Consider the following 23,552-nt stretch of genomic DNA (forward strand, 5'->3'; position numbering starts at 1 on the left):
GCGGCCAAGGTTACGACTAACCCCAGCCGCCGATGCTTGATCAGTGCAGGCTTAGTAGCGCATTTCCACCGCCACATAAGCCCCGATCCCATCCCCCGGATACAACGACGCCGTATCCTGCCCCTTCGCGTCATACAGCGGCTGCACCGCCGTCACGTACTTCTGATTGGTCAGGTTCTTCACATCCAGCGACACCTTCCAGTCCTTGCTCGGCGTTTCATACCCCACGTTCGCCCCGAAGATGGTGTAGGAGGGCGCATAGAAGCTGTTGGCATAGTCCACCGCCGTACGCGAAGCCGATTGCACATTCACCCCGGTATAGAAGCCCGCCGGGTGCTGATACTGCACCTCGCCCTGATAGATATGCTTCGGAATCCCCGGCAACTGGTTGTCGCCGAAGGTCGGGTCGTGCCGGTAGTAGAAGTCGTTGTAGGTATACACCTGGCGCAGGGTGACTTTTTCACCCGAGGTGTTTTCCCACAGGCGCGTATTCAGGCCGGCCTCGATGCCTTGGTGGATCGTCGGTGTGGCGTTGAATGCACCGGTGATTGCAGCTGCGGTGGATGTCGCCGGAATGATCTGCACGTTGAGCAATTCATTTTTCACCCACGAACGGTAGAGCGCCAGGCTGCCGTCGAAGATGCCCGATGAACCCTTGATCCCGACTTCCACGGTATTGGCTTTCTGCTCAACCAGCGGCCGTACGTACGGCGAGGTCGGCCCGGAGCCGGAGTATTCCCACGACGCCGGTGGGTCGACGGAGCGGCTGACGTTGGCGAACACTTGCAGTTGCGGGGTGAACTCGTAACGCACGCCGATTCGCGGTGCCAGGCTCCAGTTGTCGTAGGTCACATCGCTCGGGTACGTGGTGGTGTTGGCCACCAGGGCTTCTTTGACGTCGGCATGGCGGCGTACGTTGATCGCCGAGACGCCACTGGTCAGCCACAGGCCGTCCACCAGTTCCAGGTCGTTGCCCACGGAGAACACGTGATCGAACGATGAGCTGTAGTCGACGAACTTGCGGGTCTGTTTGTTGGCGAAGGTGGAGTCGACCTGGCCCTTGAGGTGTTCGGTGGAGGTGAAGGCCAGGCTGGAGCGGCTCTCGTGGCCGAACAGGGTGTCGCGGCGGTCGTAGTTGATCACCGCGCTCAGGTCATGCCAGTCCCAGTAGCTGGGGTTGCTCGGGCTGTTCGGGCTGTTGTTGTGGGCGTACTGGTAGTAGACGAAACCCACCGACAGGGTGGCGTCGTCCTCAAAGGTGTAGGTGGTCTTGCTGCCCAGCCATACGCTGCCGGGGCGACCGCTGCCGGCGCCGCTGCTTTCGGCGGTGGCACTGGCGCGGTCGGAGTGGTGCTTCACCGCATCCAGGGTGGTGGCGCTCGGGTCGTTGTGGAACTCGTCGCGGTAACGCAGCATCACCCGGGTTTCGAGTTGCGGGCTGAAGCGGTAGCCAAAGTTGGCCACTACGCCCTGGCTTTTCGACAGGCTGTAATCGCGGTAGCCGTCGCTGCGGTAGTTGTCGGCATTCAGGTAGTAATCGAACGCGCCCTCGACGCCGCCGACGCTCAGGCTTTGTTTGTTGTAGCCGTAGCTCCCGGTTTCCGCGCGCACCCGCAGCCCGGGCGCGGTGTAGCCAGTCTGGTTGACGAAGTTGATGGCGCCGCCAAGGCTCAGCGCGCCGTACTGGAAGGCATTGGCACCGCGCAGGATTTCGGTGTAGTTCACCCCCGAGCCGTTGAGGAACTCATAGGGTGTGCCGCCCGGGCCGGTGATCGGCAGGCCGTCGAACAGGAACTTGATGCCCTCACGGAAATAGCCCGGCGAGGTGTTGGCCCCCGAGCCACGAATCGAGATCTTGGCCGCGTCATTGCCACCGGTGGACTGCACGAATACGCCCGGCTGATAGGCGAGGGTGTCCTGCAAGGTGGCGGTGCGCCCCTTGGCCACCTGTTCGCTGTCGACCACGCTGGTGCCGCCGGGCACCTCGGACAACTGACTCTTTGCCGCCTCAACGGGCGTGATTTTTTGTGCCTCTACCGTCACGGTCTTTAGCCGTGTACCGGTTGTCGGTGTGACCTCATCCTCTGCCTGTGCGCTGGCGGAAAAGACCAGGGCCGAGCCCAGTCCCAACATCGCCAGCCAAGTTGCTTGCCGCACGGCAAGTGTCAACTTTTGCAACTCTCCCCGAAAGATTGGATCCATTAAGCGTGTTCCTTGTGAATAGATAAAGATAGCCCCAGCTTTCTATTCGAATAGTCATGCCTGTTTTGCTCTGAGCAGTTTTTATGCCAACGCTATTTGCCAAGGATTACGAGCGCTTAGTGGGAGGTAAGTGTTCTGCGGGGTACTTTGTTTTGAATCAGTGTTTGATTTTCAACAGTCAACTTTATTGGCCGGATTTACGGCAACTGTCGCGAACGCAACAGTTGATAAGCAGTGTGTAAGGCAGCCAACAACTCAAGGTCGTATAACGGGTATAACCATATAAGTGTTTGGCAGGGTTGCGCCCGTTTTGTAAGGGTTTCGCGCTTGTTTTGTTGTCAGGATGGCGTTTCTTAAAGACTGGCATGCTCACTGCATTACACCCTGCAGTTGCAAGCTTTCGGTGTTCATCGAGTTCCTCTAAGGACGCGTCATTGACAACTATATTTAAACTGTCGGCGGTTATTTCTCTGTCCCTGGCGATCAATGCCTGTTCACCGGCTGCGGCACCACAACATAAAACTTCGGCGGCCGATGGCGCCGTCACTAATGGTGTGGTGACTTATTCGGCGACGGACTTCTATGAGCCGTCACCTGGTCGCAGCGGTGGAACTTTGCGAGTATCCGCCGCCTCCGACGCCGGTAGTTTCGATGTTCACGCCTTATCCAACGGCAACATCCAATGGATGGGCCGAATTCTCTACGATTGCCTGGTGTATCAGGACGAGCAGGGCAATATCAGCCCATGGCTGGCCCGCTCCTGGGACATCTCCGAGGACGGCAAGACCTACACCTTTCACCTGCGCGATGACGTGACCTTCAGCGACGGCGAGAAATTCAACGCCCAGGCGCTGCAAACCAACCTGGAACACATGCGCGATCCGGCCACCAAGTCCCCGCTCGCTGCGGCCTACATCGCGCCATACCTGGGTGGCAAGGTCATCGATGACTACACCTTCGAAGCCCACTTGCGCGAACCCTACACGCCATTCCTGGATGTGCTGGCGCAGTCCTGGCTGAGCATGATCTCGCCAAAACAGATCCGCGAAGCGCCCAAGACCATCGCTGAACATCCCATCGGCAGCGGCCCGTTCCTGTTGCAGAGCTACACCCGTGACCAGGGCGCGGTGTTCATCAAGCGCTCCGGCTACAACTGGGCGCCACCGGTGACGCGGCACAAGGGTGAGGCCTACCTGGACCGTATCGAGTTGAGCTACGTCCCCGAAGCCATGATCCGCTTGACGGCGCTGGAGTCCGGCCAGTCGGATTTCGCCCTCGACGCTCCGGCCCAGAACGCCGCCGCCATCCGCGCCAACCCGGACCTGGTGATGCGCAGCCGGATTCGCAAAGGCAACCCGAGCCGCAGCATGACCTTCAACGTTGAACAGCCACCGTTTGACGATGTACGCGTGCGCCGCGCAGTCGCCAAGGCCATCGACCGCGAAGGGTTGGCATGGATTTCAGGTTTCGGCGAATACATCGCCAAGGCGGATTTTCTGGCGGCCAACACCCGGTTTTATCAACCCAACAACGACGCCCTGGCCTACGACGTCAAAGCCGCCAATGCGCTGCTGGACGAAGCCGGCTGGACCGGGCGCGACGCCCAGGGTTATCGAACCAAGGACGGGCAGCGCCTCAAGGCAACGATGCTGTCCTATGACAACCCGGCGTTTCCCGCCAGCGTCTCGGTGGCGATCCAGGCCGACCTGAAAAAAGTCGGCTTCGAGATGCCCATCGAAATGCTGCCGCTGACCCGGGTGACCGAGAAACGCTACGCCGGGAAGTTCCAGGCGCTGGCCGGCGGTTACTGGCACACCAACACGCCCGACGGCCTGTTCGTGCTCTATCACAGCCAAGCCATCAGCACCGACAAGATCATCGGCCAGAACGTCGGGCGCTTCCGCGATGCCGAGCTGGATCGGGTACTCAGCGCCGCTCGCCAATCCCGCGATCCGGTGGAGTTGCAGGCGCTCTACGGCGAAGCGCAAAAGCGCCTGACCGAAACCGTTCCCGCGGTGCCTTCGGTGGAAAGCCAGGTGCTCACCGCGTATGGCCGGCAAGTCCAGGGCGTGATCTTCGATACCTCCCACAACGTACCGTTCTTCACCAGCATCTGGCTGGACCGGGGGCAACCATGAGCCTGTTCAAATCCATCGCCTGGCGGCTGCTGGCGGGCATCGGTGTGCTGTGGGGCGCGGCGACGCTGACCTTTCTCGCCGTCAACTTCAGCGGCGGTGACACGGCACTGGCGATCCTTGGCGGTCCGGATTCGATGCCCACACCGGAACTGTTGGCCCGGGTGCGTGCCGAATACGGCCTGGACCAGCCCCTGATCGTGCAATACGGCCATTACCTGGTCCGCCTGGCCCATGGTGACCTCGGCGAGTCCTACCGCCTGCGCATCCCGGTGCAGCAGGCGATTGCCGAGCAGATCGGCGCCACCATTCAACTGTCCCTGAGCGCGGCGCTGCTGGCGGTGGTGTTGGCCCTGGTGTGCGCGATCCTCACCGCCAACCGTTCGCGTTGGGTGCGCTCAGTCGTTTCCGGCAGCGAGCTGGTGCTGTCGTCGGCGCCTTCGTTTGTGATCGGCATGCTGCTGTTACTGGTGTTTTCGTTTCATTGGCATTGGTTGCCGCCGTCCGGTTCCGTGGGCTGGCGTTCGTTGATCCTGCCCTCTGTTGCGCTGGCCTTGCCGGTGGCTGCGGTGCTGACCCAACTGCTGCGCCAGTCCCTGGAAGACACCCTCGAACAACCCTTTATCGCCATGGCCCGCGCACGCGGCCTGTCCGAAACCGCCGTGCGCCTGCGCCATGCCTTGCGTCACGCGCTGGTGCCGTTGGTGACCCTGGCCGGGTTCATATTCGCCAGCCTGCTGGGCGGCGCGGTGGTGGTGGAATTGCTGTTTGCACGCCAGGGCATCGGGCGCTTGATGCTCGATGCCACCAGCAACAAAGACGTGCCGATGGTGCTGGGGGTGACCCTGCTCGCGGCCACGGTGTACGTGCTGGTGAACCTGGCCGTCGACTTGATCAACCGCTGGATTGACCCCCGGGCCAATCAAGCGTGAGTGTCTTTGAAGAAGGAAAAACCATGAGTGCTTCGATCCCCGCTGCAGTGAGTTATGCCGACTTGCACCAGCGTTTCGCCGACGTATTTGCACGGATAGCCGACACCGCCGTCGCCCGCGAGCAGCAACGCGAGCTGGCCCATGACGCGGTAGCGTGGCTGCGGGAGGCCGGCTTCGGTGCCCTGCGCGTGCCCCTGGCCCAGGGCGGCCTGGGTGCGAGTTTGCCGCAGTTGTTTCGCCTGTTGATCGAACTGGGGGGGGCTGATTCAAACCTGCCGCAGATCGTGCGCGCGCATTTCGGTTTCGTCGAAGGCCGGCTTTCCAGCCGCGACAGCGAGTCCCAGGATTACTGGTTCGCCAAAGTCGTCGACGGCGAACTGTGGGGCGCCGCCATGGCCGAGCGCACCGACACCACCCGCAACTCGGTGACGCTCAGCGCAGTCGACTCCGGCTGGCAACTGGACGGTGAGAAGTACTACTGCACCGGCACGCTGTACGCCAACTGGATCGCCGCCGTCGCCCTGGATGGCGAGGATTTTGTCAGCCTGGCGGTACGTACCGACGCGCCGGGTGTCACCGTCGAGGATGACTGGGATGGCTTTGGCCAGCGCCTCACCGGCAGCGGCACCACGCGCTTCAAGGCGGTCGACGTACCGGCGCAGCACATCGTGCGGCGCTTCAAGAAAGACGAGCTGCGCGCCGAGTCCTACCTGAGCGCGTTCTACCAGCTGTTCCACCTGGCGACCCTGGCCGGCATCGCCAATGCGGTACTGCGCGATGCCACCGAATTCGTCAAAGGCCGCACCCGCGCGTTTGGCGTGCCGGGGCAATCGAGCCCCAAGGATGATCCGCTGGTGCAGCGGGTGATCGGCCGCCTGTCGAGCCTGGCCTATGCCGCCCGCACCCAGGTGCTGGCTGTCGCCGAGGTGCTGCAAGAGGTGCACGAAGCGGAGCAGGGCGGCTACGCCAACGAACAGCATTACACCGAGGCTGAGATCCGCGCCTTTCAGGCCCAACAGATCGTGCTGGAACAAGTGCTGGAAGCCACCACGCTGCTGTTCGAAGTCGGCGGCGCCTCCGCCACCAGTGAGTCGCGACGTTTCGACCGGCATTGGCGCAATGCGCGAACCCTGGCCTCCCACAACCCGGCGATTTTTCGCGAACGCGCCCTGGGCAATTACTACCTCAACGACGTCACCCCGAATGCCGCCTGGCGCAGCCTGCAAGCCGCCGACGCCGAGCAGCAGGCTGCCCGCGACGAAGCGAGTGCGGTATGAGCCCTCAACCCTTGAATAAAAAAGGATCACCCATGCGTTACCGCCAATTGGGCAACAGCGACATCCAAGTCAGCGTGCTGGGTCTAGGCACCATGACCTGGGGCCATCAGAACACCGAAACCGATGCCCATCAGCAGATTGATTTGGCGCTGGCCGAAGGCATCAACTTCATCGACACCGCCGAGATGTACCCCACGCCCACCAAGGCTGAAACCTGGCGCACCACCGAGCGTTACATCGGCAGTTGGTTGGCGGCCAGTGGTCGCCGGGACGAGGTGATCCTGGCGAGCAAAATCGCCGGCCCGGCCCGTGACCCCAGCAGCCAGCAACACATCCGCGACGGCCTCAGCCACCACGACCGGCGCAACATCGTCGAAGCCCTGGACGGCAGCCTCAAACGCCTGAACACCGACTACCTCGACCTCTACCAACTGCACTGGCCGGACCGCACCACCAACATCTTCGGCCAGCGCGAATACCCGTATCGGGAAGACACCCAAAGCGTCGCCATCGAGGAAACCCTGGCGGTGCTGGCCGATCAGGTGAAGGCCGGCAAGGTGCGTCACATCGGGGTTTCCAACGAAACCCCGTGGGGCGTGGCCGAGTTTCTCAAGCAAAGCGAACGCCTCGGCCTGCCGCGGATTGCCAGCGTGCAAAACCCCTACAGCCTGCTTAATCGCCTGTACGAGGGCGGCCTCTCGGAGTTCACCCACCGCGAAGGTGTTGGCCTGCTGGCGTACTCGCCGCTGGCCTTCGGTGCGCTCACCGGCAAATACCTGGGCGGCGCACGTCCCGAGGGTTCGCGACTGTCAGCGGTGTACCGCACCTTCAACCGCTACGACAGCGCCTCGGCCCAGGAAGCCATTACCGGCTACGTGGAAGTTGCCCGGCAACACGGCCTCACCCCGGCCCAGTTGGCCCTGGCCTTCATCATCGACAAACCCTTCGTCACCAGCGCGCTCACCGGGCAAACCAGCCTGGCGCAATTGCGCGACAACCTAGGCGCGCTGGACGTGAGCCTCAGTGACGAGATCAAGGCGCAGGTCCAGGCCATCCACCAGCGCATTCCCAACCCTGCGCCCTAGAACGAGGAGCCTGGCATGACGCAAACCATTGAAACGTTGAGCGGCATTCGCCCGTTGCGTCTTGCCGGGCTGACCCGGCTGCGGCCGGGCCTATTGCTCGCCGGGGTTTTTGTTGCCCTGCTGCTGTTGGCCGCCGTTGTTCCGCAATGGCTGGCGCCCTATGACCCGCTGGAAGCGTCGGCGCGCCTGGCGTTCCAGGCGCCGAGCAACGTGTATTGGCTGGGCACCGATGAGAACGGGCGCGACGTGCTCAGCCGGTTGATTTATGGCGTGCGCTCGTCGCTGTTCATGGGCATCGCCGCTACGGCGCTGGGACTGGCCTGGGGCACCTTGCTCGGGTTGATCGCCGGCCTTGGCCCGCGCTGGCTGGATGGTGCCCTGATGCGCGGTATCGACGTGTTGCTGTCGTTTCCCGACCTGTTGCTGGCGCTGGTGATCATCACGTTTTTCGGCCAGGGCACGGCCAACCTGATACTCGCGATTGGCATCGCTGGCGTGCCGCGTTATGCGCGGCTGGTGCGGGCGCAAACCCTGAATGTGCGTAATGCCGGCTACGTCGAATCCGCCGTCACCCTCGGCCAATCCCATCTGGCGGTCGTGCTGCGGCACATTCTGCCGAATGCCTTCAAGCCGGTGCTGATCCTCGCCACCATCGGCGTCGGCGGCGCGATCACCGCCGGCGCCGCCTTGAGTTTTCTCGGCTTCGGCGCACCGCCGCCCGCGCCGGAGTGGGGCGGCATGATGTCCATCGGGCGCAGCTTCCTGGCCAACGCGCCGTGGCTGGTGGCCTGGCCCGCCCTGATCATCACCCTGACCGTTGTCTCCATCAGTGCCATCGGCCGCGAACTGTTGCGCCGCAGCGAAGGAAAGCCCCTATGACGATGAACATCCATACCCTCGGCCCGCTGGTCGACATCCGCGACCTGACAGTACGTTTCGGCCAGGCCGAGCCGGTGTTGCACGGCGTCAGTCTGCAGTTGCATCGCGGTGAATGCCTGGCGCTGGTGGGGGAATCGGGCTCCGGCAAAAGCGTCACCGCCCGCACCCTGGCCGGCCTTACGGGCAAGGACGCTCATGTCCAGGCCGCCAAGCTGGCCTTCCAGGGCGTCGACCTGCGCCAGCTCAACGAACGGGCCTGGCAGCAACTGCGCGGTGCGAGCATCGGCTTTGTGATGCAGGATGCCCTCGGCGCGCTGGACCCACTGCGCCGCGTCGGTGCCGAGATCGAAGAACCGTTGCACCTGCACACCACGTTGGGTCTGGAAGCCCGCCGCCTGCGGGTGCTGGAGCTGCTGCGGGATGTCGGCGTGCCGGAACCGGAACTGCGCGCCAGCCAATACCCGTGGCAGCTCTCCGGCGGTTTGCGCCAGCGTGCGCTGATCGCCTCGGCCATTGCCTGCAACCCACGGCTGATCATTGCCGATGAACCCACCACTGCACTGGATGCAACGGTGCAGGCCCAGGTCATCGCGCTGCTGGAAAGCCTGCGCGGCGAAGACAATGCGCTGCTGATGGTCAGCCATGACCTGTCGGTGGTCTCGCGCCTGGCCGACCGGGTGGCCGTAATGCGCCACGGCGTGATCGTGGAGGAGGGCAGCACCGAGCAGGTCCTGCAAGACCCGCGTCATCCGTATACACAACTGCTGCTACAGGCGGCCAAGGCCGTGCACTTCCAGCCCACACGGCGGTTGCTCACGGCGGTCGAACCCGAGCCTGCGCCCCAGGGCGAAGTACTGCTGGAAGCGCGTGATCTGTCCAAAACCTTTGTCGGCCCCGACGGCAAAACCCGCACGGTGCTGAACCAGGTGTCGTTGCAACTGCGTCGCGGCGAAACCCTGGGAGTGGTGGGCGAATCGGGCTGCGGCAAGACCACCTTGACCCGCCTGATACTCGGCCTGGAAACCGCCGACGCAGGCGAAGTGTGGATCAAGGGCCAGCGCTGGTCCGACCTCGACACCCGGCAAAAACGCGAAGCCCGGCGTGCGGTGCAAGTGGTGTTCCAGGACCCCCTCAGCTCCTTCGACCCGCGCTACACCGTGCAGCGTGTGTTGTTCGAAGCGCTGGTGGTGGCCGGCGTACCGCGTCACGCACGGCGCGACCGCGCGCTGGCACTGCTGGAACTGGTGCGCCTCGATGCCAGCGCCTTGTCCCGCCGGCCCATCGAACTCTCCGGCGGCCAACGCCAACGCATTGCGATTGCCCGGGCGTTGGCTTCCGAGCCCCAAATCCTTATCTGCGATGAACCGGTCTCGGCGCTGGACGTGTCGGTACAGGCACAGATTCTGGAGCTGCTCGACGACCTCAAGCGCCGCCTCGGCCTGGCCTGCCTGTTCATCTCCCACGACCTGGGGGTGATCAACCACGTCAGCGAACGCGTGCTGGTGATGAAGGCCGGCGAAGTGGTGGAGTCCGGCTCGGTACGCGCCGTGTTCGACCGCCCGGCCCACGCCTATACCCGCGCGCTGATCGACGCGATCCCGACCCTTGAAACCGACTACACGCCAGTCCCGTTCTACCTGAACGTAGCGATCTGACGTATTGGAAAACGTATCTACGAAAGGAGTGCTCCAGGTGCCCAAGCAACTGCACGTGAATTTGTTTGAGATGAACTGCGTCAGTCACATCGTCCATGGTTTGTGGGTGCACCCGGACAACAACCGGCACCGCTTCAACGACCTCGACTACTGGACCGAGCTGGCGCAGTTGCTGGAATACGGCACCTTTGACGGTGTGTTCCTGGCCGATGTGATCGGCACCTACGACCGTTTTCGCGATGGCCCTGAAACCTCGTTGCGTGAAGGCATGCAGATCCCCAGCAACGACCCGCTGCTGGTGATTCCGGCGATGGCCGGGGTGACCAGGAACCTCGGTTTTGGCGCGACCTTTTCCACCACCTACGAACCGCCGTTCGCCTTCGCCCGCCGTATGAGTACCCTCGATCACCTGACCAAGGGGCGCGTGGGCTGGAACATCGTCACCTCGTACCTGCCGAACGCGGCGCGCAACTTCGGGCACGACACTGAGGTGGTCCATGATCACCGCTACGAGATCGCCGATGAATACCTCGCCGTGCTGTACAAGCTTTGGGAAGGCTCGTGGGACGACGACGCGGTGATTGTCGACCGCGAGCGCCGGATCTACACCGATCCGGACAAGGTGCGCTATATCAATCACGTGGGGGAGCATTTCAAGGTTGCCGGTCCGCACTTGTGCCAGCCTTCGCGGCAACGTACGCCGGTGTTATTTCAGGCCACCGGGTCACCGGCGGGCATCGAGTTTGCCGGGCGGCATGCTGAAGTGGTGTTTACCGGCGGCAATGATGCGCCGGCGGTGCGGGCGAATATCCAGGCGATGCGGCAGAAGGCGGTTGAGCATGATCGCGATCCGGCGGGGTTGAAGTTTATTGTGATGGCTGGGGTGATCGTTGGGCGTACCGATGAGGAGGTCAGTGCCAAGCTCGACAGTTATCGCAAGCTGGTGAGTGTTGAGGCGTCGCTGGCTCATGGGCAGTCGGCGATCGATTTGACGGCGTATCCGCGGGATACCTTGATCAGTGATCTGGTGAGTCGGCAGGTCAAGGGGTGGGAGAGTTTGAGCCGGTATAGGTTGGATTCCACGGTGGGCGCGGTGTTGGCCCAGCTTGGCGGCTTCAACCGTGAGAGGTTTTTCGTTGCCGGTACACCTACGGTGGTGGCGGATGCGATTGAGAAATGGCTGGATGAGGATGGGATCGACGGGATTAACCTGAGGCAGTATTTGTCGTTTGAAACGGCGCGGGATTTTATTGAATTGGTGGTGCCGGAGTTGCGTCGTCGGGGGCGGTTTCGTGAGCGGTACAACGAGGGGGAGACGCTGCGGGAGCGGTTGTTTGGGGCTGGGCGGGCTCGGTTGCCGGGGGACCATTTTGGCGCGCGTTATCGGGATCCGGCGGCGTTGCTGAAGCCGGCGTTGCCGTTGCGGTTTCCGGCGTGAGTGGTGTGCCTGAGGGGGGTCTGTATTTCAGGGCTGCCAGGGTGGAAGATGCGCCGCGGTTGGCGCACATCCATTTGCAGACTTGGCAGGCTGCGTACCGGGAGATTTTGTCCGAGCGTTTTCTTGCTGAACTGAACAGCGGCGTGTCACAGCGCACGGCGTTTCTGGCCCAGGCCATCGGTGTTGGCACCTTGTCGGTGTGGGTGGTGGAGTTGGACGGGGAGCTCGTGGCGTGGGCGTCGTTTGGTAGCAGTCGGGATGTGGATGCATCGTCGATTACCGGGGAATTGCGGGCGCTCAATCTGTTGCCCGGCATTTGGGGGCAGGGGATTGGCACGCAGCTTTGGGGGCGGGTTCGGGAGCAGTTGATCGAGGCCGGTTTTATCAGTGCGACCGTTTGGGTGGTGCAGGGGAATCGGCGCGCTCTGGGTTTCTATCGGGCGCTTGGGTTTGTGGCTGAACCGCAGACTGAAAAGACCGTGGTGGAACATGATGAGCCGTTGCCGTTGGTGCGATATCGGGTGCCTTTGGTGGGTTCTGTGGAATGAGGGTTGAGTACATATCCGTTGCTGCGGTAACGGCTGCTTATGGTTCCGCTCTTACAGCGGCTCACTTTGGAAAAGCCCCAAAGTAAGCAAAGGGCTCTGCCCCGCCTGTCGGCACCTCGCCTAGGCTCGGCGTTCCCTCACTCCGGCATTGCTCCGCGGGCCGCCGCGACGGGCCATCCATGGCCCGGCGCGGCTAAACCGGCGTCCTGCCGGTTTACCCGCTCCGCAATACCTGCGTTCGGCCTCGGGCTTATTGGGGCAGTCAGATCAAAATCAAAAGCAAAAGCACAGCGGCCTCCCGGCCGGCTTGAGTGTTGAAGAGCAAAAGCAAAAACCAGAGCGAAAACAGAGCTGCTTTTCTGTGGGAGCGGGCTTGCTCGCGAAAAACCTGAGGGCGCCGCGTTCATTCAGAATGCCCGCGTCATCGTTAACGACCTTCGCGAGCAAGCCCGCTCCCACATTTTTGACCGTGCCCGCTTTAGCTTTTGATTTTGCTCTTCAACACTCAAGCCGGCCGGGAGGCCGCTGTGCTTTTGATCTGCTTTTGATCTTGATCTTAGGCGCCCCGTTAAACCACGCTGGCCGAACGCAGGCTTTGGAGCGTGGGTAACCTGGCAGGACGCCAGGTTAGCCGTCCTGGGCCAGGGATGGCCCATGACGGCGGCCCACGGTCCAAAGCCGGAGTGAGGGCACTCCGAGCCTAGGCGAGGAGCCGAGTGGTGGGGCAAGAGCGTTTTGCTTACTTTTGCGCTCTTCAAAAGTGAGCCGCTGTAAGAGCGGAACCATAAGTGGCCGTTACCGCAGCAACGGATATGTACTCAAACCTCACGCCCCCAAGGCCAGCTGTTGCCTGACCAACACCTCCCACACACATTGTCGTTTTCACCCATCCCCCCAACCACCAACACCCCCTGTTTACAGGCCCAAAAACCCGGCATGCCTTGTGCAATGACCCAGTTCCCGGACTTCAGGCCTCTCCAATCATGCAAGAACCCGCCCCTTACCCGCGACGATCAACCCCGTTGCTCCTCATCGGCACCGCCACACTCTGCAGCCTGCTGCTCGGCTGCGGCCAAAGCAGCTCAACCGTCACGCGCAGTGACCAACCGGTAAAGGGCGGCACCCTGGTCTACGCCACCGACCGCGAACCCACCTGCCTCGACCCCCACGTGGCCGGCGACATGCCCCAGGTGTTCGTCGCCCAGCAATACCTCGACTCCCTGGTCTCAATGGACACCGACGGCCGCATCGGCCCCTGGCTCGCCAAGACCTGGGAAGTCTCCCCCGATGGCCTGACCTACACCTTCCACCTGCGCAACGATGTGCACTTCACCGACGGCACTCCGTTCAACGCCGCCGCCGTCAAGGCCAACCTCGACCACATGGCCAACCCCAAGACCCAATCCAGCACCGCAGGCGGCTACATTCGCCAATACCGCAGCACCGACGTGCTCGACGAATACACCGCAGTGGTGCACCTGGCCACGCCTTACGCCGCGTTCCTGGAAGTGTTGGCCCAAGGCTTCCTCGGCATCGAGTCCCCCACCGCACTGCTGCGCTCCCGCGACGTGAACTGCGAAAGCCCGGTCGGCAGCGGCCCGTTCAAGGTCGTGCGCTGGGACCGCCAAAGCCAGGTCGAACTGGTGCGCAACCCCGACTACAACTGGGCCCCACCCACCGCCAAACACCAAGGCCCGGCCTGGCTCGACCGGATCGTCTGGAAGTTCATCCAGGAACCGTCCGTACGCTTCGCCTCGTTGCAGGCCGGCGAGGTCGACGTGATCGAAGCCTTGCCTCCCGAATCCCATGAGGCCGCTCGACGCAATCCGGACCTGACCCTGGTGATCGCCCAACGCCCCGGCAACCCCACCAACGGCACGCTGAACATCACCCGTGCGCCGTTCGATGACGTGCGGGTGCGCGAAGCCTTTGTGCGCAGCTCCGACATCGAGGGTGCGTTGAAGAGTGTGTACTTCAACGAATTCCCCCGCGCCGGCGGCCCCTTGAGCCCGGCCACGCGCTTCTACAGCCCGGAGTTCCAGCACGCCCAGGATTACGACCCGGCCCGTGCCGCGCAGTTGCTCGACCAGGCCGGCTGGACCCAGCGCGACAGCGAGGGCTACCGCACCAAGGACGGCAAGCGCCTGCAAGTCCACGTGGTGATGGGCAACCGCACGCCACCGTCGGAATACACCTTGTGGGAGCAGGTGCAGGCTACCACCCGGCAGGTCGGCTTCGAGCTGATCGTCGACCAGATGAGTGACGTGCAGGCCACCAAACGCCAGGCCGACTGGGACTACGACATTCGCCTCGGCTACTGGAACACCAACACCGCGGACGTACTGCGGATCATCTTTGGCAGCGAGTTCATCCGTCCGGCAGGCGTCGGGGGTTACCACCAGAACACCGCAGGCTTCAGTGATCCAGCCTTCGACACGTTGATCCAGCAGGCCCTCACCACCCAGGACAGCGAGCAGCGCCGGGCCCTGTATTACCAGGCGCAGAAAATCGCTTCCAGCCAGTACCTGCAACTGACCACCTACCCGCAAAGCACGCGGCTGGGTATCTACAAGACCACCCAGGGCGTGCGGCTGGAGCCGTCGCTGGCGGTGACTTATCTCTATGACGCATGGGTGAACAAATGAGCAGTCCATCACTTGCCAACCCACGCCACGAGCGCCTGGCCCGGCTCGGCAAACGTGCGCTGTGGCGCCTTGCCGGCGGTGTGCTGGTGCTGTGGGCGGTGGCCACGCTGACTTTCTTTGCCTTGCGCCTGATGCCGGGTGATCCGGTGCTGGCGATCCTCGGCGGCCCGAGTGGCAATCCCACTGCTGAAACCATCGCTGAAGCCACCCGCGAATACGGCCTCGACAAGCCTCTGGCGGTGCAATATGCGCTGTACCTCGGGCGGCTGGTGCAAGGTGACTTGGGGGTTTCCTATTCCCAGCATCTGCCGGTAACCCGGGTCCTCGCGGAGCAATCCTGGCCGACTCTTGAGCTGACCCTGACCTCTCTCGCGCTGGCCTGGGTTCTGGTGCTGGCGCTGACGGTATTGACGGCCGGGCGCCGACGCTGGGTTGCCAGCCTGGCCTCGCTAGCCGAAACCCTGGCCGCCGCGTTACCGCATTTCTGGCTGGGGATTCTGTTGCTGGCGGTGTTTGCGTTCGGCCTGCGGCTGTTCCCGCCGGCGGGCAGTGATGGCTGGCGCACCCTGGTGTTGCCGTCGTTCGCCCTGGCGATTCCGCTGGCCGGGTTTATCGCCCAGGTCACCCGCGAATCCCTGGACCTGACCCTCGACCAACCCTTCATCCTGACCGCCCGAACCCGGGGCTTGAGTGACTTCAACGTGCGCTTCAAGCATGCGTTGCGCCATGCCGTATTGCCGGGCATCTCGCTGTCGGGCTGGGCCATCGGCGCGCTGATCAGCGGCGCGGTGGTGATCGAAGTGATCTTTTCCCGCAAGGGCCTCGGCCGCCAGTTGTACCAGGCGGTGCAGGCACAGGACCTGCCGCTGACCATCGGCATCAGCCTGGTGGTCGCCGCCGGTTACGTGCTCGCCAATATTCTGGTCGACCTGCTGTACCTGTGGGTCGATCCTCGCCAACAGGAGCTTCCAGCATGAGCGGCCTGACCCTGGAAACACCGCTGCCCGCGCTGCGGATTCAGCGCACCACCCGCACCCTGCGCCTCGGCCCGCTGTTGGCGATTACCTTTTTGCTGCTGGTGATTGTCGCGGCGCTGGTGCCGCAGTTGTTTGCCTACAGCGACCCGCTGGCCATCGTGCCCCGCGATGCGTTTCATTCGCCGAGCCTGGCCCACTGGTTCGGCACCGATCAGTCGGGACGGGATATTTTTTCGCGGGTGATCTACGGCACTCGCCAGTCGTTGTTTATCGGCCTGGCAGCCACGGCGATTGCCATGAGCATCGCCATCGTTCTCGGTCTGCTGGGCGGCCTTGGCGGCGCGCGAATGGACCGTGGCGTGGGTTGGTTGCTGGAAGTGCTGTTTGCGTTTCCGAGCCTGATCCTGGCGCTGCTGTTCGTGGCGATCTTCGGCAGCGGCATCGGCCCGCTGATCGTCGCCACCGGGCTTGGCAGTGCGCCGGGTTACGCACGCATGGTTCGTGGCCAGGTGCTGGCGGTGCGTAACGCGGGCTACATTGAAGCTGCACGGGCCCTCGGGTATCCGCCGCTGCGCATCATCCTGCGCCAGTTGCTGCCGAACGCCATGCGTCCGCTGATCGTGACCCTGACCATGGGCGTGGGCCAGGCGATTGTCTGGGCCTCGGCCCTGAGCTTTCTCGGCCTGGGCGCCCGCCCGCCGGCGCCGGAGTGGGGGACCATGTTGTCCATGGGCCGCGACTTTATCGCCAACGCCTGGTGGCTGACGTTCTTCCCCGGCCTGTTCATCGTCCTCACCACCCTGTCGACCACGGTCACTGGCCGTTACCTGCAACAACGCCTGGAGGGCCGTCTTTCATGAGCGACCAGAAACGCTTGATCGTTGAAGGCCTGTCCATCGAGTTTGCCGGGCAGTCTGTCGTACGCAATTTGTCTTTCACCCTGGAGCCGGGCAAGACCCTGGCGCTGGTGGGCGAATCCGGTTCCGGCAAAAGCGTCACCGCCCGTAGCCTGATCGGCCTGGCCGGCGCGGGCGCCAAGGTCACGGCGCGCACCTTGAGTTATGACAGCGTGGATTTGCTCAGTCTGTCGGAGCGTGGCTGGCGCCGTTTGCGTGGCAATGGCATCGGTTTTGTATTGCAGGACGCACTGGTGTCCCTCGACCCGTTGCGGCCGGTGGGCAAGGAGATTCTCGAGGTGCTCGAGACCCATCGCTGGGGCGACCGTCGCAGCCGTGGCGAACGGGTCATCGAGCTGCTGGACCTGGTGGGCGTACCCGAACCGCAACTGCGTGCCCGCCAGCGTCCCGATCAACTCTCCGGCGGCCTGCGCCAGCGTGCGCTGATTGCCAGTGCACTCGCGTTGAACCCCGGTCTGGTGATCGCCGATGAACCGACCACCGCGCTGGATGCCACGGTGCAGGCGCAGATCCTGCAGGTATTGCAGCAGATCAAGGCCCGTGGCGATTCGCTGCTGATCATCAGCCATGACCTGGCGGTGGTTGCGCAATTGGCCGATGAGGTGCTGGTGCTGCGCCACGGTGAAGTGGTGGAGCAGGGCCCGATGGATCAGGTGCTGCTCAATCCCCGCCACGCCTACACACGCTCGCTGCTGGATGCGGTGCCCGCCGAACATGCCCGTGGCACACGCTTGTCGCCGGAGCGCAGCAACGCTGTGGCGCAACCACGGCCGGGCGCGGATTCGCCGGTGCTGCTCAAGGCTTCCGGCCTGGGCAAACGGTATGTCGGCCCCGATCAACAGTCACGCCAGGTAGTGGACGGCGTCAGCTTCGAGCTGCGCGCCGGCCGTACGTTGGGCATCGTTGGTGAATCCGGCTCGGGCAAAACCACGGTGGCGCGTATCGCCCTCGGGCTGCTGCAACCGGATGCCGGCGAGGTGCGTTTTCTCGACCAGCCATGGGCCGCGGCAGGCACCGAACGGGTCGAGGAGAAGACCCGACGCCTGCATCGCCGCGACATCAGCGTGATCTACCAAGACCCGCTGAGTTCGTTCGACCCGCGCTGGACGGTCGGGCAGATTCTCGGTGATGCACTGGACGTCGCCGGTATCGCTCTCGAGCAACAGGCGGCGCGAGTGGCGCAGTTGCTCGACCAGGTACGCCTGGCACCGCAGTTGGCCGAGCGCCGGCCGCTGCAACTGTCGGGCGGGCAGCGCCAGCGCGTGGCGATTGCCCGGGCAATTGCCAGCAACCCCAAGGTGATTATCTGTGACGAGCCGGTGTCCGCGCTGGATGTGTCGGTGCAGGCCCAGGTCCTGGATTTACTGGCCGACCTGCAAGCCTCGCTGGGCCTGGCCTACCTGTTTATCTCCCACGACCTCGGAGTGATTCGCCACGTCAGCGACGAGGTGCTGGTGATGCGCCACGGCCAGGTGGTGGAAAGCGCCAGCGTCGAGACGTTGTTCGAATCCCCTCAACACGAATACACCCAACGCCTGTTGGGCGCAGTGCCGCGCCTGCCCGGCAGCGGTACGCAGCTGGTGGTGCCGGCCCTGGAGCCGGAAAACCCCGGCTGGCTGTTTGATGAATCGCGCCTGTGGAAAATCGCCATCTAGACCTGAATCAAGGAAGTGCCATGAGCAAGTTGTCTGCTGTACCCACGCCGCCGGTTGTGACGGTGGCCGAATTGAACGCGCGTGCCGACCGCATCCTGCCGCAGATTGCCGCCGGCGCTGCGCAACGTGAGCGTGATCGCCAGCTGCCGTATGAAGCCGTGGCGCAGATCGCCAAGGCCGGGTTGTTTACCGTGCGGATTCCCAAGCGGTTTGGCGGCGCCGGTGGTTCGGTCAAGGACGTGATTGCCTTGCTGATTCGCATCGCTTCGGCCGACTCCAACGTGGCCCAGGCCCTGCGCCCCGGTTTCGGGTTTGTCGAAGGCCTGCTGGCCTCCCGCGCCGAAGGGGCGGAGGAGGAGCGCGAGCGTTGGTTCGAGCGTTACCTGCAAGGCGCCGTGATCGGCAATGCCGGCTGGGAAGTCGGCGGCGCCAACGGTTCCATCAGCGCGCGCATCGTGCGTGACGGCGAGCACTTTCGCGCTTCCGGCAGCAAGTACTACAGCACCGGTTCGTTGTATGCCGATTGGGTCAGCGCCGTGGCCCTGGACGAGAATGACCAGCCCGTCTCCTTCATCTTGCCCCGCGACCGCCAGGGCCTGGAGTTGCTGGATGATTTCGACGCCATGGGCCAGCGCCTGACGGCCAGCGGCACCACCCATCTGCATGATGTGCAGGTGTTGGCCAGCGAGATCCGCACCCGCACCGTCGAGGAGGGCAAGCGCACGATTGTCACGCCGTTCCTGCAAGTATTCCTCGCGGCGGTGCAGGCCGGTATTGCGCGCAATGCGCTGAATGATGCGGTGAGCTTTGCCAAGGAACATGCACGGCCGATCAAGCACAGCAGCGCCACGCGCTCGGTGGATGATCCGTATGTGGAACTGAGTGTGGGCGACGTCTCGGCCCGGGCCTTTACCGCCGAAGCGGTGGTGCTGCACGCGGCGCAATCCATCGACCGCGCCTGGGCTGCGGATCTTGATGCGGTCGCCGTCGACCAGGCGGCCGTGGATGTGGCCCAGGCGCAATACATCGCGGCGGAATCGGCACTCAAGGCCGCCGAGTTGGTGTTCGACGTCGGTGGCGCGTCCACCACCGGCCGTGCCCATAACCTGGACCGGCACTGGCGCAACGCGCGCACCGTGGCCAACCACAACCCCCGGCACTGGAAAGCTGCGGCCGTGGGCGCCTGGCAACTCAAGGGCACGCCGCCTCCGACCTCGGGGCTGTTTTGAACAAAGCACTCAACCGTAACGTTTCACACGTCGTGGGCGAGGTGGCTGGCGGTCATTCTCGCCGGGTGCCGATGATCATCGGCTGTGCGCTGTTCATGGAACTGATCGACGCCACGGCAGTGCTCACGGCGCTGCCGCAGATGGCCCAGGATTTCGGCGAACCGAGCGTGCGCATGAACCTGGTGGTGTCGCTGTACCTGCTGGCGGTGGCGCTGTTCGTGCCGGTCAGCGGTTGGGCGGCCGACCGGTTCGGGCCGCGTCGGGTATTTATCAGTGCGATCGTGCTGTTCACTTTGGCGTCGGTGGCCTGTGCCTGCTCGGGCTCGTTGCTGCAGTTGTCCCTGGCGCGTTTGGCCCAGGGCGCGGCGGGCGCCATGATGGTGCCGGTGGGGCAGGTGATCCTGCTGCGCTGGTCGGCGCGGGAAAACCTGCTGCGTGCCATGTCGTACCTGACGGTGGCGGCGCTGGTGGGGCCGCTGCTGGGGCCACCGTTGGGCGGGCTGCTGGTGACGGTGTTGTCGTGGCACTGGATCTTCCTGATCAACCTGCCGATCGGCGTGCTCGGGGTGATGCTGGTGCTGCGCTACATCCCGGATTATTCCGGGGCACCCGGCCAGCCACTGGACGTTCCCGGCCTGTTGCTCAGCGGTGTGGCGCTGGGCGGGCTGGTGTTCGGTTTCGAGGTGCTCGGCCACGGCCTGTTGCCGCGCCAGTGGGCGTTGCTGCTGATCGGCGGCGGGTTGTTGAGTGCCTGGCTGTACGTCCGGCATGCGCGGCGGACGGCGCACCCGTTGATCGATTTTTCATTGTTGAAAATACCGACCTTCGCCGTGAGCTTCTGGGGCGGCAACCTGATGCGCATCGGCAGCGCGTCACAGCCGTTTTTGCTGGTGCTGCTGTTTCAGCTGTGTTTTGGGCTTAACCCGTTGCAGGCCGGGCTGCTGAGCGTGGCCGGTGGTGTGGGCGCGTTCCTGATGAAGATGCTGGCGGTACGGATTGTCAGCCGCTTCGGCTTCCGGCGCACCTTGATCAGCAATGCCGTGCTCACCGGTGCAACCCTCCTGGCGTGCAGCCTGTTCGAGGTGTCAACGCCTTACTGGATTGTGGTACTGGTGTTGTTTGGCAGCGGGATCATTCGCTCGCTGCAATTCAGCACTTTGGGGGCATTGACCTATGCCGACGTGCCGCCGGAGCAATCCAGCCGTGCCAGCAGCCTGTCGGCGATGACCATTCAACTGACCTTGAGTTTGTCGGTGGGTATCGCAGCGGGACTGCTCGGTTTGATCATGGCCGTGCGTGGGCATGCCACGGTCGAGCAGAGTGATATCGCCTGGATCATGGCGTGTGCCGGATTGCTGTGTGGATTATCGGGGCTGGTTTATCGCAAGCTGTCGCCGCAGGCGGGCTCGGCGATTTATGCAAAACGCGCAGAGGGTATTGGATGATTCGTGCAGCACGTATCGAGGACGCGGGTGACATTGCCTGGGTGCATATTCGCAGTTGGCAACAGGCTTATCGTGAGCTGATGCCTGCGGATTACCTGGCTTCGCTGGAGGCAACGCAGCCTAGGCGCGAAGCTTTTTGGCGCCAGTCGATCGAGCAGGGAAACGAAGCCGTATTTGTCGCGCAGGTCGATGGGCGTGTGGTGGGCTGGATTGTCGTTAGCCCGAGCCGTGATGAGGATGCCAATCCAGGTGAAACCGGTGAAGTGCAGGCGCTGTATGTGCTGGCCGAGCACTGGGGAACCGGAGTGGGCAGGGCGCTGTGGCTCAGAGGCTTGGAGCATCTCGCCAGCCTGGGCCTGGAGACGGCGACGTTGTGGGTGCTCGCCGGAAACCACCGGGCAATACGCTTTTACCGAAACGCTGGATGGATAGCGCAGCCCGAATCAAGCCGCACCCTTACTCGGGGCGGTCGTGAGCTGGAGGAAGTTCGCTACCAATCGCAAAAGTGACGCTGAACCTGTGGCGAGGGAGCTTGCTCCCGCTGGGCTGCGCAGCGGCCCCAAAATCCTGGGAGCGCTTCGCACTCCAGCGGGAGCAAGCTCCCTCGCCACAGGGGAATGTTTGTCTGTTTCATGGGGCACAGTTGCTGCCCACTTTTTGCCTGAAAGCTGCGCGGCCACAGGCGTCATTCAGGAATGTCATTGGCCATGAGCTCGTCTTTTTCATTGTTTCGCACCTGGAATGTCCAACACTTGCCGTCGACGCCGGCGGCTTTTGTGCGGCATTTCATCGGGCATTTCAAAGGCTGGTACCTGGCGATCCTGCTGCTGCAGATTGCCGCCGTGGTGTGCTCGATCCTGATTCCCTGGGGCCTTGGGCAAATCACCCGCACCGTCAGCAATGGGCTGGAGGCGGAGCGTGCGTTCGAGGTGCTGCGCTGGCCGTTGACGCTGTTCGCCATACTGCTTGTGTGCGAGGTGTTATTTACCCGCGCGGCGGCGGGCTGCCATATCCACGTGTTGCCGTTGCAGCGGCGTACGGTAACCCACGTGGTATTCGCCTACCTGCAACAGCATTCCCACCGTTTTATCAGCAACGAATTCGCCGGCGCCCTGGCGCACCGGGTGTCCGAGGTGACCCTTGGGGTGAACCAGACCCTGAGCATCCTGCTGTTCGACCTGATCCCGCTGCTGGTGACGCTGAGCCTGGCCACGGCCCTGCTATGGACCGCTTCGCCGCTGCTGGCGCTGTTCATGGCCGGCTGGTCGGTGGTGTTCATCGCCATCTGTTACCTGCTTGCACGACGCAGTCATCCGCTGGCCCAGCAGTATTCGGCAGCGCGCAGCACCAGCACCGGCAAAGTGGTGGACGCCGTGTCCAACCTGGCCAATATCCGCCTGTTTGCGCGGCATGCGTTCGAACACAGTTACCTAGGCACCTTCCTCGACAAGGAAGTGACGGCGGCTTATCGCTCCCTCGGCTACATGGAGCGCATCCGCTGGTTCCAGACCAGCTGTGGCGTGGTGCTCAAGCTGGGCCTGTTGCTGCTCGCCCTGTACTTGTGGCGCAGTCACCGCATCGATATTGCGGCGTTTGTGATGTCCACCAGCCTGTCGTTGTTGATCATCAGTGACGTGGGCAATCTGTCGCGACGCTTTCTCGAATTCTTCGAAGCCACCGGCAATATCGCCAACGGTGTGCTCACCTTGATTCGCCCCCATGAAGTCATCGACCAGCCCGGTGCCAAGGCGCTACAGGTCAAGCGCGGCGATATCGAGTTTCGCGACGTGGGCTTCAGCTACAGCGCCGGCCGGCCGATTTTCGAGCACCTGAATATCGTGATTCCCGCCGGCCAGAAAGTCGGCCTGGTGGGCGCCTCGGGTTCCGGCAAGTCAACGTTGCTGAGCCTGCTGCTACGCCTTTACGACGTGCAGCAAGGCCAGGTGTTGGTGGACGGCAAGGACGTGCGCGACGTCACCCAGCATTCGCTGCACCAGCAGATCGGCCTGATTCCCCAGGAGCCCGGCCTGTTCCACCGCAGCATTCGCGAAAATATTCATTACGGCCGCCTGGATGCCTCGATGGATGAAGTCGCCGAGGCGATCCACCGCGCCGGCGCCAGTGAGTTTATCGACAGCATGGAGCACGGCTACGAGTCGCTGGTGGGCGAGCGTGGGGTCAAGTTGTCCGGCGGCCAGCGCCAGCGCATTGCGATCGCCCGGGTGTTGCTGAAAAACGCGCCGATCCTGGTGATGGACGAAGCCACTTCCAGCCTGGACTCAATCACCGAGCGCTTTATCCAGGACAAGCTCGACGAAATAATGGAAGACAAGACCGTGCTGGTGGTGGCGCATCGGCTGTCCACCGTGGCCCATCTGGACCGGATCCTGGTGTTCGACAATGGGCGGGTGATCGAGGACGGCAGCCACGAACAGCTGCTGCGTCAGGGCGGGCAATATGCGCGGCTGTGGAGTCGCCAGTTCAGCGATGCGCTGGATGAAGTCGCGCTGTGATCAGGCGGCGTACCGGGTAC

General features: G+C 63.3%; 17 protein-coding genes. 16 read left to right on the plus strand and 1 reads right to left on the minus strand.

Annotated features, from left to right (window positions below):
• Positions 1 to 51: 51 nt before the first annotated feature.
• A complete protein-coding gene (locus tag ACA046_RS11630) occupies positions 52 to 2,202 on the minus strand; it encodes a TonB-dependent receptor family protein (RefSeq protein WP_497676556.1) in 2,151 nt (716 codons plus the stop codon).
• A 434-nt stretch (positions 2,203 to 2,636) separates the two neighbouring features.
• On the opposite strand from ACA046_RS11630, the gene ACA046_RS11635 reads away from it, so the two are divergent.
• The 16 genes from ACA046_RS11635 to ACA046_RS11710 all read left to right on the plus strand — a co-directional run bounded on the left by ACA046_RS11635 (position 2,637) and on the right by ACA046_RS11710 (position 23,532).
• Positions 2,637 to 4,340: an ABC transporter substrate-binding protein gene (locus tag ACA046_RS11635; RefSeq protein WP_497676557.1), complete on the plus strand. Its 1,704-nt coding sequence runs from the start codon at positions 2,637 to 2,639 to the stop codon at positions 4,338 to 4,340.
• The gene (locus ACA046_RS11640; protein ID WP_497676558.1) at positions 4,337 to 5,269 is read left to right on the plus strand and encodes an ABC transporter permease; all 933 of its coding nucleotides are present in this window, start codon (positions 4,337 to 4,339) and stop codon (positions 5,267 to 5,269) included. Before ACA046_RS11635 ends, ACA046_RS11640 begins: the two co-directional genes overlap by 4 nt.
• Before the next feature lie 23 nt (positions 5,270 to 5,292).
• The gene (locus ACA046_RS11645) at positions 5,293 to 6,546 is read left to right on the plus strand and encodes an acyl-CoA dehydrogenase family protein (protein ID WP_497676559.1); all 1,254 of its coding nucleotides are present in this window, start codon (positions 5,293 to 5,295) and stop codon (positions 6,544 to 6,546) included.
• Between the two features lie 32 nt (positions 6,547 to 6,578).
• A complete protein-coding gene (locus tag ACA046_RS11650; protein ID WP_459027812.1) occupies positions 6,579 to 7,631 on the plus strand; it encodes an NADP(H)-dependent aldo-keto reductase in 1,053 nt (350 codons plus the stop codon).
• 15 nt (positions 7,632 to 7,646) lie between these two features.
• Positions 7,647 to 8,510: an ABC transporter permease gene (locus ACA046_RS11655; protein ID WP_063031624.1), complete on the plus strand. Its 864-nt coding sequence runs from the start codon at positions 7,647 to 7,649 to the stop codon at positions 8,508 to 8,510.
• Positions 8,507 to 10,165: a dipeptide ABC transporter ATP-binding protein gene (locus ACA046_RS11660; protein ID WP_497676560.1), complete on the plus strand. Its 1,659-nt coding sequence runs from the start codon at positions 8,507 to 8,509 to the stop codon at positions 10,163 to 10,165. The genes ACA046_RS11655 and ACA046_RS11660 overlap by 4 nt, the downstream gene beginning before the upstream one ends.
• A gap of 37 nt (positions 10,166 to 10,202) precedes the next feature.
• Positions 10,203 to 11,603, plus strand: coding sequence for an LLM class flavin-dependent oxidoreductase (locus ACA046_RS11665; protein WP_497676561.1), 1,401 nt, complete (start codon positions 10,203 to 10,205; stop codon positions 11,601 to 11,603).
• 41 nt (positions 11,604 to 11,644) lie between these two features.
• A complete protein-coding gene (locus tag ACA046_RS11670; RefSeq protein WP_497676562.1) occupies positions 11,645 to 12,151 on the plus strand; it encodes a GNAT family N-acetyltransferase in 507 nt (168 codons plus the stop codon).
• Positions 12,152 to 13,134: 983 nt separating this feature from the next.
• Positions 13,135 to 14,796: an ABC transporter substrate-binding protein gene (locus tag ACA046_RS11675; protein ID WP_497676563.1), complete on the plus strand. Its 1,662-nt coding sequence runs from the start codon at positions 13,135 to 13,137 to the stop codon at positions 14,794 to 14,796.
• On the plus strand, positions 14,793 to 15,773 hold the full coding sequence (locus ACA046_RS11680) for an ABC transporter permease (protein ID WP_093199022.1): 981 nt from the start codon (positions 14,793 to 14,795) through the stop codon (positions 15,771 to 15,773). Before ACA046_RS11675 ends, ACA046_RS11680 begins: the two co-directional genes overlap by 4 nt.
• On the plus strand, positions 15,770 to 16,633 hold the full coding sequence (locus tag ACA046_RS11685; RefSeq protein ID WP_497676564.1) for an ABC transporter permease: 864 nt from the start codon (positions 15,770 to 15,772) through the stop codon (positions 16,631 to 16,633). The genes ACA046_RS11680 and ACA046_RS11685 overlap by 4 nt, the downstream gene beginning before the upstream one ends.
• Positions 16,630 to 18,345 carry a dipeptide ABC transporter ATP-binding protein gene (locus ACA046_RS11690; protein ID WP_497676565.1) on the plus strand — a complete coding sequence of 572 codons (1,716 nt, stop codon included), beginning with the start codon at positions 16,630 to 16,632 and terminating at the stop codon, positions 18,343 to 18,345. Before ACA046_RS11685 ends, ACA046_RS11690 begins: the two co-directional genes overlap by 4 nt.
• 20 nt (positions 18,346 to 18,365) lie before the next feature.
• On the plus strand, positions 18,366 to 19,574 hold the full coding sequence (locus ACA046_RS11695; RefSeq protein WP_497676566.1) for an acyl-CoA dehydrogenase family protein: 1,209 nt from the start codon (positions 18,366 to 18,368) through the stop codon (positions 19,572 to 19,574).
• Entirely contained in the window at positions 19,571 to 21,019 is a 1,449-nt protein-coding gene (locus ACA046_RS11700; protein WP_497676567.1) for an MFS transporter, read from the plus strand. The genes ACA046_RS11695 and ACA046_RS11700 overlap by 4 nt, the downstream gene beginning before the upstream one ends.
• The gene (locus ACA046_RS11705) at positions 21,016 to 21,528 is read left to right on the plus strand and encodes a GNAT family N-acetyltransferase (protein WP_497676568.1); all 513 of its coding nucleotides are present in this window, start codon (positions 21,016 to 21,018) and stop codon (positions 21,526 to 21,528) included. Before ACA046_RS11700 ends, ACA046_RS11705 begins: the two co-directional genes overlap by 4 nt.
• A 198-nt stretch (positions 21,529 to 21,726) precedes the next feature.
• Positions 21,727 to 23,532, plus strand: a complete 1,806-nt coding sequence (locus ACA046_RS11710) for an ABC transporter ATP-binding protein (protein ID WP_497676569.1) — start codon at positions 21,727 to 21,729, stop codon at positions 23,530 to 23,532.
• Positions 23,533 to 23,552: the final 20 nt, after the last annotated feature.

It is taken from the genome of Pseudomonas sp. LBUM1641, from assembly GCF_059716235.1.